Source organism: Flavihumibacter sp., from assembly GCF_036676075.1.
Classification (GTDB): Bacteria; Bacteroidota; Bacteroidia; order Chitinophagales; family Chitinophagaceae; genus Flavihumibacter.
On record NZ_JAKFDQ010000007.1, the window covers coordinates 1106794 to 1118864 of the forward strand.

A 12071-nucleotide genomic window follows, 5' to 3' on the forward strand; every position below is an offset into this window, starting at 1 on the left:
CCTTCCCCGCCGGCCCTTTTCCCGTAATGTTATTATTCTGTAAAATTCCATTCTGAACGAATTATATTCTGATTATTTAGTAATTTGCCATTAAATCGTCAGAATGAACATCAACCTGGACCATATCGATCTGCAGATCCTGGACAAAATGCAGGCCAATGCCCGCGTTTCTAATGCCGACCTGGCCCGCGATCTGTCTATGGCTCCCTCCGCCATCCTCGAAAGAGTGAAGAAGCTGGAGCAGAAAGATGTCATCCGCCGATACACCACTTCTATTAATCCCGCAGCCCTGGAACAAAAGCTGCTAGCCTTTATTTTCATCCGCACTTCACAGGGATTTTCCTGCTGTTCGGATACCGGCAACCTGCTTTCAGCGATCCCCGAGGTGCAGGAAGTGCATCATATTGCCGGGGAGGATTGCTTCCTGGTGAAGGTGCGCACCACCGATGCCGCCTCGCTCATGGAGCTGATGCGAACCAAATTCCAGCAGATCCCCAATATCGCCTCCACCAAAACCACCATCGTGCTGGAAACCGTCAAAGAGCAACCTGATATAGTTATACCAAAAACCTGATCCAATGCAAGCAAGCAACACCAAAGCAACCCCGGTCCTCGTAGCCCTCGCCTTTCTAACGGTTTACCTGGTCTGGGGTTCAACGTATTTGTTCATCCAGCTGGCCGTACACGAGATCCCGGCACTGATGATGGGCGCCATCCGGTTTATCATAGCAGGACTACTGCTGATGGGCTGGTGTATTTACAAACAGGAAAGGATCTTCAACTGGCAGCATATGAAACCGGCCATCATAACGGGTTTACTGCTCCTCCTCGTGGGAAACGGAGCGGTGATCTGGGCCGAAAAGACGCTTCCGAGCAGCCTGGTGGCGGTACTGGTTTCCTCTGCCCCACTCTGGTTCGTGGTGCTCGATAAGCCCAAATGGAAAGAAAATCTCTCCAGCAGAAGCACACTGGTTGGCCTCGCTATCGGTTTCCTGGGCGTATTGCTCCTGTTCTGGGAGCAGGCTGCCAGGGTGGTGAGCGGTACACTGGGCAGCGCTGCACTGGTGGCACTCCTGGTTCTGATGGTGGGATCCATTAGCTGGGCCGGCGGATCCATCTACAACAAGTATAATTCAAAAGGATCCGCAACCGTGAGTTCGGCCTGGCAGATGCTGGCAGCGGGAATAGCGTTTACCCTTGGCAGTGGTATCACTGGTGAATGGAGAGGTTTTGAACCGGCCGCCGTAAGCAATACTGCCTGGTGGTCGATCGCATACCTCATCACTTTCGGATCGCTGGCGGGATACAGCGCTTATGTATGGCTGTTAAAAGTACGTCCCGTTACCCAGGTAAGTACTTACGCATATGTGAACCCGGTAGTAGCCGTTCTGCTGGGGGTGCTGTTTGCGGGGGAAACCATGAGCGCTTTGCAGGTAACCGGACTGGCAGTGATACTCGGAAGTGTATTACTTATCAATCTCGCCAAATACAGGAAGACGCAACAAGTGAATGATGAAACCGGTTCTGGTGAGAAGGAGTTGGTGAGAGGCGATGAATCTGCGCTTCAAACGATCACTGAAAAAAGCGAGCGGTCTTCTATATGGAGAAAGAAAACTCCTGTGGACAAAGGTTTCCAAAAAGGGAATAATGAACTGGTCCCCTGCCTTGACGAGGCGGAGATTTACTGAGGGTTTAACTACCCGTCTGACATTTGTCCTGACACATGTCAGACGGGTAGTTATTGCACAAAGGCAATTCAATTGTTACTTGTGGTGACACACACAAAGATTTCATGAACCCATCTGACGCCTGTCCTGACAGGCGTCAGATGGGTAGTTTACTCATCCCAAAAAACCGTTTCGAGGAGGCTGGCTTTTTGCTTGCCTTTGGGGTTGCCGCTGAGTTCGTGGGAGGAGTACAAGAAGATGGTGGGGATGGAGGCCAGCACGCCATTGGGAACTTTCTCGATGGCGGGGTAGCCGGTACGGCGCCAGTCGTTATAGGGCTCGAGGGCTACACCATAAAGGGCTATATATTTCTCACCGATGATTTGTTCCAGCTGTTCTTCCTGGGTGCCGATGAGGTTGCCATGGGCGGCAAGGTATTCACCGATTGATGCTTCTTCCACTCCAACCTCTTCCATACTTTTGCGGATGGCGGTCCGCAATAATTCTTCCGCATCGCCGGTTGCACCAAAACGCAGACTCGCTTCGGCCCTGATGAAGAAATATTCGGCGGCGGTGAGCAGTCGGATGGGAGCGGCGCCGGTATATTGAGCGGCTAAGGGTGATAGTGAGCCATCGGGCTGGGAGGCCGGATTGTTTTTCAGTGATCCCCTTAAATAAGTATGGAACCTGCTGTAATTAAATGCCTGTGCATCGCCGGGAGCGGCGCCCTTATAAGTTGCGGGCTGTGATAAGTAAGGGTAAGGCGTTAAATAAAAGGCACGACGCGGATCGGATCTTTCATTCATCATATCAACCAAGAAAGCATTGGGGAAAAGCTGGTTGGGCCTCCTGAATTCAAACTGGTGAATCGGGTTCTGTGCATTGGGTGCATCAACAAAAGGCATTTGAAAATTGTAGTCGTTATCATCAATCACCGGTGCACCCGCATCAACCAAAGTATTGATCACAGATTTTGTATAGCCAGGATCGATCTCACTATAGTGTATGGCTATGCGCATTTTCAATGTATTGGCAAGCCTTATCCATTTCTGACGGTTGCCGTTGTAGATGAGTTCATCACTTCCCGGAATCATCCCCGTGGGTTCCTTGCTTAGTTGTGCAATTCCCTCATCCAACAAAATAACAATCGCCGGATAAATGAGCGCATCATCATCGAAAGAGGGATTAGGTATAGCAGACAGATTCAAGGCTTCCGTGAAAGGAACATCTCCCCACATATCTACAATATGCTGAAAGGTCCACGCTTTAATGATGCGTGCTATGCCGTTATAATAAGGATGATCGGCACTATTCGACAAAATATATTCATTGTCGATCAAAAGGTTTGCATACAGCGTTGCCCAAACGCTGATAAGATCGGAACCCTGCACAATATAATTTTCAACCAATCGCAACTGGTTGCCTGCATTGCCCTGCGCGGCATACTGCTGCACCCAGAGACCGGGAAAACGCAGCAGCTCATTGCCTCCCGCGAAGGCAAGGTTCACCGTAACATTCGGCATCACGGTATTGATGGGCGGGTTAGTAACCACGGATGGATTAATGTTGATATCAAACTGTTTTCTGCAGGAAGTCATGGTGAGGATGATGCAGAAAATGTAAGCGATATATATACTTGAAAATGATCTCATAGCCGATGTTTTATACATGATGATTGTGCATGATATTTTATGCATGATTCGGTTTATTCAAAGACTTGTCTTGATAAAAAATCCGAAGCTCCTGCTTCCGGGCAATCCACTGTATTCCAGCCCCTGAACGCTATGAACCCCCAGCACATTATTCTCCGGATCGAAGTGCGGGAAGTTTGGCGCATAGAGAAAGAGGTTACGACCAAGGATGCCCAGCTCCAGCGATCCGAGCACTGATTTCTTGAATGTTTTTTCGGGAAAGCGATACGATAAACTAAGCTCACGAAGACGCAACCAGCTTCCATCAAAAACAAAATTCTCTCCCGCCGCGATGCTGTAGAGACTGCTATAATATTGTTCGGCAGTAATCGGAATGTTATTGGGTGTTTTCCCATCAGGGCCCACCCCTTCGATGATATAAGGTTTGTTGGGTGTAACACCATCTTCGGCAAAGCGCGGAAACTCTGCTGTTTCTTTAGCTGCTCCACTGCGGCGCATGTCACCGATATTCCGGCTATAGACATCACCCCCTTTGCGGATATCGAGCAGAAACTGAAGCACAAAATTCTTTGCACTGATTTCATTGGTGATACCAAGTAACCAATCGGGATTGGGGTCACCAATTTTTCCTATTGCGGTAGCCAACACCGGTAGTCCCTTATCATTCAGGTGCAAGGCCCCTTCAGCCCTTCTGAATACACCACCAAAGAGCACACCGAAAGGCATCCCTACCTGCATCCTTCCGTTCCCGGCAAATGTTCCGCCCAGTGGTAGAAGTTGTACTCCCTCCGTTAAAAAGAGACAAAGCGTTTTATATCGGGAGAAGTTAAAAGTGCTCGTCCAGCTCAGGAATTTATTTCGAACGGGGGTGATGGCAAGAAGAATATCAAACCCCTTCGTTTCCAGTATTCCCGAATTGAGGGTGAAGATATTGACGCCCGTTGAGCTAGGGAATAAGGCATTGAATATGATATCCCTGCTTTTGTTCCTATACCAGGAGGCTTCGAGCCTCACGCGGTTATCAAGCAGGCTGAGCTCCGCCCCAACCTCAACGCTGTTGGTGAATTCAGGGGCGAGGTTAGGGTCACCAATGAGATCAGAAAATGTATAGGCGTTGATACCGTTGTAGGGAAAGTTGATGATTGGTCCCGTGCCCTGCAATCCATCATAGGTAGTGCCGGTTACAAAATAACTGTTGTTGGCATAAGGTTCCGCTTCCTTTCCCACCTGGGCATAATTGGAGTAGAGCTTAACGTAATTTATCCAGGCGTGATTTCGCCATGACGGAATGGCCTGTGTGAGGTTTACCGATGCTGCAATAGATGGATAAAAATAACTGCGACGGCTTTCGCTGAAAGTGCTGGACCAGTCGTTGCGGCCGGTTAAGTTCAGCGCCAGAATTCCTTTGTAATCGGCAACGAGATCGGCATATAAACCTGTCAGCAGTTGCCGGCTGCGGGCACTGGAGGGACTAAAAACAGATGCATTACTTAAGTTACGAAAACCGGGGATAGTGATGCCTCTTCCTATGGTTCGGTTAAACCGGTCGCCGCGCGAAACGAATTCATTTCCCACAACTAAATTCAGATCAATATCACTGCTTAATTTCTTATGTATGTTGAGGTTCAGGTATGAATAGAAATTTTCAAAGCTTGCATTTGATTCCAGCACACCACCTGCCCCGCCGGAATTGGTATTGGCCTGTCCACGCGCACCAATTTCATCAAATGCAGAGATATACTGGTTATAAAAATCACCCCCGGCCTTATACGAAATATTGATATCGGGATTAAATACATATTTGAAATTGATATTGCCGATGATGCGGTTAATATTGTCGTTCCATAAATTTTTGCGGATGGACCATAATGGATTATCCATTGTTTCATCATAGTATACCTGTGCTCCATTGGCCTGCTGATATGGGTAGGCATTAAGGTTTATGTTACGGGGAAGCCACCAGGCACCAAAAAAAGGATTAGAAGCCTGGTTGCCCTGCTGAATCCTTTTACTTCTTGTATTGATATACTGCAACTGTATGCCGGCGCTAAGTTTTTCGGCTATAGGTGCTGATCCGTTGAAGCTGATATTATTGCGGACGAGATCGCTGTTCTTTACCACACCCTTCTCAATAAGGTTTCCTAACCCGATACGATACACGAATTTATTTCCGCCTCCCTGGAAGCTAAGATTATTCTGCAGATTGAGGCCCGTCCTGAAAAGATCCTTTACATTATCAGGATATGCATTAAGTGTTTCCTCTTCACCCAAAAAATTTGTGACCGTTTGTCCTGTGATGCGAGGACCCCAACTCAGGTTGCTCTTAGCATTGAATGCCGCGTAATCTGTATTGGTGGATGAACCCTGCGCATATTCATTCTGGTGATCGGGTATCCGGTTTACTGTTACAAACTGGGTGCTGCTGTTAAACTGGATTGAATTTTTATTGCGTGGTCTTCCCTTTTTTGAAGTGATCAGAATAACGCCGCCAGTGGCCCTGCTACCATATAAAACTGCGGCGGCCGGGCCTTTTAACACGCTTATACTTTCGATATCATCAGCATTCAGATCAATGCCCCTGTTACTATTGGTGACGCCTCCCGCGAGTATATTACGACCTCCATCATTATCTATAGGAATACCATCAAGTACAAACAATGGCTGGTTACTTCGATTGATGGTATTGAATCCTCTTATCATAACAGAAGCACCACTGCCGGCCATACCATTGGATGCGCCAACTCTGAGTCCCGCCACTTTACCCGACAATGCATTTACGATATTGGTTGTGCGGGCCATGGTGAGTTCTTCATTGTTCAAAACACCAACTGAGTAGCCGATGCTTTTGCGGTTCTTCTGGATACCTCCGGCGGTAACGATCACCTGTTCAAGCGGGTTGGACTGTGCCTGCAGCCGGGCATCCAGGGTTGCATTATCGCCTATTTCCATGGACAGCGAACGGTAAGCAACATGCGAAAAATTCAGTCTCGATTTACCGGAAGGGATTGTAATGGTATATGTTCCATCGGCGCTGGTGAAGGTGCCGGAGAGCATGCCATCGGGTGTAACGGATACCGCTTCAATCGGGTATCCATTACTGTCAGTAACCTGCCCGGTAATTACTCTCTGCTGCGCAAACGATAGCATGCACAGCAATTGAAGCAGGCATAGGCAGATACGATTTTTCATCATAACCCAGTGTTTTTATGGTTAGAACTGCTATTCCTGCAGTTTCAGGAAATTATTCAGGTAATACTTTCCAATGGGTAGTTGCTTCTTTTCAATCTCCACTGCTTCGTGGGTAAACGAATTGATCTTATTGATGGAAACGATAAATGACCGGTGTATGCGAATGAACTCACTGTCAGACAACATGGCTTCGATGGAAGAGATGGTTTGACGGGTTATGATTGAGCCACATCGGGTAAAGATCTTGAGATAGTCGCGGGCGCTTTCGATGTAAAGGATATCCTGCAACATCACTTTTATCATTTTACGATCGGCCTTGAGGTATATAAATCCTGAGTTCTGTTTTTTTGCCTGCAGTTCCTCTTTAGGTAGAATTTCTTCATTGCTGCGGGGCGACAATGCTTTATTAACTGCGCGGAGGAATCTGTCGAAGCGAATGGGTTTGAGCAGATAATCAATCACATCAAGTTCAAATCCATCTATTGCATATTCTTTGAAAGCAGTTGTGATAATGACTTTGGGAACATGATGCAGAGATTTGATAAAATCAGTGCCACTCAGGTATGGCATCCTTATATCGAGAAAAATAATATCGGCTTGTTCGTTTTGCAGGAATACGGTGGCATCAATCGCGTTACCACATTCACCTATCAGTTGAAGAGTGGGAATCTTTTCAATATAACGGCGGATCACATCACGGGCCATGGGTTCGTCGTCTACGATCAGGCATTTAGATGTTGTATTGTTACCGTTAGGCATAGCGCAGGGTTGGTGTTGTTTCCACGATCGGAACTTTTTCCTCATTGCCGGCGGCCAACTCCAGCCTGAGGTCTACAATAAATACATCGGCTTCGTCTGTTATCTTCAATTCATATTTATCGGCATAGAGCAGTTCGAGTCTTTTCTTTACGTTCATTATTCCCAAACCTGATTTTGGCAGCTGTGCGGTTTGTTCGAGGTCTTTTCCATTCATGAGTTTCATCAGAAGAATATTATCCTTCAACTCAATTACCATATTGATCCAGGGGAAACGCAAAAATTTGCTTGCGCCATGTTTGAAACAATTCTCGAGAAAAGGTAGAAGCATAAGCGGAGCAATTTGCAACTCACCTGTTTCAGATGGAATGGAAATATGCAGATCGAGTTTATTACCATATCTCACTTTTTCGAGGTTAACATAGTCCTGCAGCATGGTGAGTTCTTTCTTCAATGGCACTTGCGATTTACTGCCTTCATCAAGTATATAGCGTAGCATATCAGAAAGTTCAAGAATCATTTTTGATCCTTCGGGTGAAGTGATTTGTGTTTGGGAGTAAATATTGTTGAGTGTATTGAAGAGGAAATGAGGATGTACCTGTGCGGTCAGGAGTTGGAGCTGTGCTTCTGCCTTTTCTTTTTGTAATTGAAGGTTACGTTGCTCTTTGAGATACCAGTGTTTAAAGAATTTGAGAGATACAGCGCCGGCAGTGGGTGTTAGTGCGCCTTTAAAATTTGCCATCAATGCCATGAAATTACTTGTTCCCGGAGTTCTGCTGGTGTTCTCTAAATAACGTTCTGGAAGCAACCAGGGGATTACAGCAGGGTTAATGGTATTTACCATGAAGAGATTAATCCAGCCACAAATAAACCAGAAGAACAGCGCAATCAGTATCGGTTCGATTATTTTATTCTTTTCAAGATAGAGTGGTAATGCTAAATACAGTACTGTGTAAGCAAGTATAATCTGGGGAATTAAAAACAGAATACTTTCGGTAATTGTAAAGGGGAGGTTTTTGAAAAAAGAGATCTCGGCTTGACCGAATGGATTTGCTGCATGTAAGATTCCAAAATAAAATCCCCATACTAACCAGAAAAGCAGATGTCGCTTGATGCGAGCTGACCACTTCTCAGAAAATATAAGGTTTTGGTTGAGCATAAAATGGGGCCTCTTTAAATTTAACCCATTTTACCAACAACCCGAAATAAGCGCAGCAAAATAAGACGAGCAGTTATGCTTATGCGACAAAAGGATTTAGTCGACGACATACGCATTTGGGCAGACGGGTTTAGTGTAAGAGGAGAACTACTAAATGGTTTAACTTAGACTAAACCCTTTCAGATGAAAAAGACAATACAACTGGTTTTGATGATGGGGCTCCTTACAGTGCTGCAGGCACAGCCTTCTGTGGTTCCATTATATACTTCTACCGCGCCTGGTTCGGAGAGCTGGACATGGAAAGAAAAGGAGACCAACAAAAATCCCCTTAATACAAGAATTGTCTACAATGTGAGTAGTCCCACTTTAACGGTATACCTGCCTCAGCCTGCCGTGGCCAATGGGGCGGGAGTAATTGTTTGTCCAGGTGGTGGATTTCACATATTGCTGATTGATAAAGAGGGAACGGCTGTTGCCAATGAGTTGACTAAAAAAGGGCTGACGGTATTTGTTTTGAAATATCGGTTGGCTCAAAGCATTACGGACGACCCCTGGCAGGAAATGATGGGGAAAATGAAGGACATGAATAGGTTTCGTGAAACTGTTGAGTCAGTAAAAAGATTGGCCCTGGAGGATGCTTTTGCAGCTTTGAAATATGTTCGGCAGCATGCGGATGAATATAAGCTTGATCCAAATAAAATCGGCATTATGGGATTTTCGGCGGGAGGGGCTTTAAGTTCAGAGGTTGCTTTTAATTATAAGGAGCATACGCGTCCCGATTTCCTGGGTATAATATATATGGGGCTATCCAATATGAATAATAAAGTTTTACCGGCTGACGCACCGCCATTATTTATTGCAGGGGCAACGGATGACCAGTTGGTGCCTGTAAATAGTATAGTGAGCCTTTATTCTGCATGGGTAAAGGAAAAGCATCCTGCAGAATTGCATTTGTATTCAAATGGAGGGCATGGTTTGAATGGCTTTCCTGCAAGTTCATGGATCAATAGATTTACCGACTGGCTTGAGGTGCAGTGGATGATAAAAAAAGACAAATAGATCTTATCGCATAAAAACAGGGGTCTGTCAATAGATGCAATGACCCTGTCGCATTAGAAAGAAAATCTCTTTTCAGAAAATTAGTTTTAGGCTTCATCTAAAACTTAGGCTATGAAAAAGAGAATATCTTTTCTTCCCACCGTGCTACTGGCTCTATTGGTAGCGTTTGGTTTTGTTTCCTGCCAGAAAGAGGAATTGGTGTCGGCAACACCTGAAAATTCACAGTCGGCAAACAGTAAGGTTCCGGTTGATCCGGGCTTTGCCGAGAATGATATGGTGATGTACTGGAATGAAAAAGTGTCGACCGTTTTGGTGGCCCCAATGCCGATGCCTTTCAGGGCAAGGTTATTTGCGATAATGGAAATTGCTGTGCATGATGCCCTGAACAGTATCAAGCCAAAATACCAGCGATATGCGCTTACTGATGTGCGTGAGCCGCATGCTTCACCCGATGCTGCTGTAGCGAGTGCTGCCTACCATGTGATCATAGGTCTCAACCAACAAAGACTTCAACCGGTGGGGGACTGGTATAATGAAAGTTTGGCAACTATTCCCGATGGAGAAAGTAAGGAGTTGGGAAAGGCATTGGGCAAAAAGGCTGCCGATGCAATTATAGCCCTGCGGGCAAATGATGGTCTAGGCCAGGTGATTTTTACTTCAACCATTCCAGCCGATGGTGATGAGCCGGGTGAATACCGTTCCACACTACCTTATCAGAACCCGGCCATTTTTATTCCCCCGAACAAATCAATTCCAAACTGGGGAGTTGTTATGAAACCATTTGCAGTTGAAAGTAATGACCAGTTCCGTCCCGATGGACCTTATTCGGTGCAATCAGCGGAATATGCGGCCGACTTTAATGAAGTAAAGACCAAAGGAGCAAGGGTTGGACATACACGTACTGCAGAGGAAGAAGAGATAAGTGTATTTTGGAAAGACCTGACATCACATATATGGAATCGTTTTGCCAGGGCCATGATCAGTGATCATAAATTGGATGCCTGGAAAACTGCCCGTGTTTTTGCCTTGATGCATACATCTATGAAAGATGGAATTACTGCTGCTATTGAATCAAAATATCATTTTTACACCTGGAGGCCCGAAACAGCGATCCGGATGGCAGAGACTGATAATAATGCGGCAACCGGTTCTTTAGAGGGTTGGCTACCCAGTTTGATTGATGCACCCAATGCTATTAATCACCTCTTCAACTTCATAACACCTCCTCTACCGGAATACCCTTCCAGTTTTGCTGCAATGTCTGGAGCAGGTGCACAGGCCCTGAAATTGGTTTTCGGTTCCGATGCAGCAGATGTGGAACTGACGAGTGCAGCTTTACCAGGTGTTACCAGGCACTACACAAGTATACTGCAGGCGTCCCGCGATAATGCCATGGGTAAGGTATATGCAGGTTGGTATTTTCGCAAGGGGGTACTTGATGGCGAAAACCAGGGGATGGAAGTAGCTGAATATATTTTCAATAACCACTTCGGGGAGTCCGAGGATTGATTTTTATTACCCGTCTGACGCCTGTCCTGACAGGCGTCAGACGGGTATGTTTTCTTAGCTTTTTTTCTCCTGTTTCTTCTCGCTTTTTACAGGTTTCTCGTTGTGGGTAATATCATCCCCCTTGAATTCCTGTTCTTCGTTTTTCCTGCTATCGAGGTTCTCCTTGTTCTGTGGGCGGCCCTTATCCGGAACGGGATCGTTGGGCCTTGCCGTTGGCTGATTCTGTGTTTTCATAATCTGCTATTTTAATAAAGAAGGTGTGCAATCTTTGTACCTGTGGAAGGGATGCCTCTACGCCCATTAATGGCGTAACAATAATAGAGATGATGGCAGATTGCGGTAATTGGCTGGTAAAAACCGCTGAAAACTGCGGTATAATTCTGGAATTTTTGGAAGCTCTGCATAAACCTGCAGCTTTAACCTTAGCTTCGCAACCTGATTAATAGATTTGGTATCAGGCATTTAGTTAAAGGTTAAAGCAAGCAGCAGATGAACGACCCGAACGAGATCTTTTTTCTCGCGCCCAACGAGCACCAGCGCGGGGTTATGGAGCAATATGTTCGGGCCCTCGGCAAAGAGGTGAATAACTCGCTGCCCCTTTCAGAGAGGATCGCCCAACGTTTTATGATCACGGTACAGCATTTCAGTCTGCTCCAGGAATGCCTGGCTAAACATCCCCTGGCCTCGCTGGAAGAAGAGATCTACTTCTTCAAAAAAATAAAACCGTTTTTCACTTCGCGTATTGAATTGTATACCCTGCAATTCAAGGGGATGGTCTTTGCTCCGCCCGATCCGGTGGATGCGCAGGATTATTGGGAGCAGGAGGCTGGTCGGCTTGCGGTTTTCGAAAGACAGTATCCTGAATTTGTTGCCTATATACGCGAAGGAAGGGAAGACAAAGATGAGAGCTGGTTTACTGCTGCTGCGGCGGCCGATGTGCCGGTTTCATGGCGCACGGCTTATGATGTGGAAGATCATTTTTCGAGCTCCCACGATCCCCTACTCGCTGCCCTGATGGCGTTGGAACAGTACCATGAATTTGCCAATAAGCAACTTGAGGTTCTTAAACCCGTCTGACGC

Annotated in this window: 10 protein-coding genes; 5 read left to right on the forward strand and 5 right to left on the reverse strand. The window is 46.2% G+C overall.

Annotated features, from left to right (window positions below):
* The first annotated feature begins 103 nt into the window (after positions 1-103).
* Positions 104-574, forward strand: coding sequence for an Lrp/AsnC family transcriptional regulator (locus tag V6M43_RS07560; RefSeq protein WP_332733876.1), 471 nt, complete (start codon positions 104-106; stop codon positions 572-574).
* A gap of 4 nt (positions 575-578) precedes the next feature.
* Complete coding sequence (locus tag V6M43_RS07565; RefSeq protein WP_332733878.1) at positions 579-1688, forward strand: EamA family transporter; 1110 nt, start codon at positions 579-581, stop codon at positions 1686-1688.
* Between the two features lie 149 nt (positions 1689-1837).
* On the opposite strand, the gene V6M43_RS07570 is transcribed toward V6M43_RS07565, so the two are convergent.
* Genes V6M43_RS07570 through V6M43_RS07585 form a run of 4 tightly spaced genes read right to left on the reverse strand, consistent with a single transcriptional unit; the run spans position 1838 to position 8108 of the window.
* Positions 1838-3319 carry a SusD/RagB family nutrient-binding outer membrane lipoprotein gene (locus V6M43_RS07570; RefSeq protein WP_332733879.1) on the reverse strand — a complete coding sequence of 494 codons (1482 nt, stop codon included), beginning with the start codon at positions 3317-3319 and terminating at the stop codon, positions 1838-1840.
* A 57-nt stretch (positions 3320-3376) separates the two neighbouring features.
* The gene (locus V6M43_RS07575; protein WP_332733880.1) at positions 3377-6511 is read right to left on the reverse strand and encodes a SusC/RagA family TonB-linked outer membrane protein; all 3135 of its coding nucleotides are present in this window, start codon (positions 6509-6511) and stop codon (positions 3377-3379) included.
* 27 nt (positions 6512-6538) lie between these two features.
* Positions 6539-7267, reverse strand: a complete 729-nt coding sequence (locus tag V6M43_RS07580) for a LytR/AlgR family response regulator transcription factor (protein WP_332733882.1) — start codon at positions 7265-7267, stop codon at positions 6539-6541.
* Entirely contained in the window at positions 7260-8108 is an 849-nt protein-coding gene (locus V6M43_RS07585) for a sensor histidine kinase (protein ID WP_332733884.1), read from the reverse strand. Before V6M43_RS07585 ends, V6M43_RS07580 begins: the two co-directional genes overlap by 8 nt.
* Before the next feature lie 498 nt (positions 8109-8606).
* Here V6M43_RS07585 and V6M43_RS07590 point away from each other — a divergent pair, with 498 nt between their 5' ends.
* Positions 8607-9482, forward strand: coding sequence for an alpha/beta hydrolase (locus V6M43_RS07590; RefSeq protein ID WP_332733886.1), 876 nt, complete (start codon positions 8607-8609; stop codon positions 9480-9482).
* 111 nt (positions 9483-9593) lie between these two features.
* A complete protein-coding gene (locus V6M43_RS07595; protein ID WP_332733888.1) occupies positions 9594-10991 on the forward strand; it encodes a vanadium-dependent haloperoxidase in 1398 nt (465 codons plus the stop codon).
* A gap of 54 nt (positions 10992-11045) precedes the next feature.
* Here V6M43_RS07595 and V6M43_RS07600 read toward each other — a convergent pair whose 3' ends face one another.
* Complete coding sequence (locus V6M43_RS07600) at positions 11046-11225, reverse strand: hypothetical protein (RefSeq protein ID WP_332733890.1); 180 nt, start codon at positions 11223-11225, stop codon at positions 11046-11048.
* Between the two features lie 255 nt (positions 11226-11480).
* On the opposite strand from V6M43_RS07600, the gene V6M43_RS07605 reads away from it, so the two are divergent.
* On the forward strand, positions 11481-12068 hold the full coding sequence (locus V6M43_RS07605; protein WP_332733892.1) for an RteC domain-containing protein: 588 nt from the start codon (positions 11481-11483) through the stop codon (positions 12066-12068).
* The last annotated feature ends 3 nt before the right edge of the window (positions 12069-12071 follow it).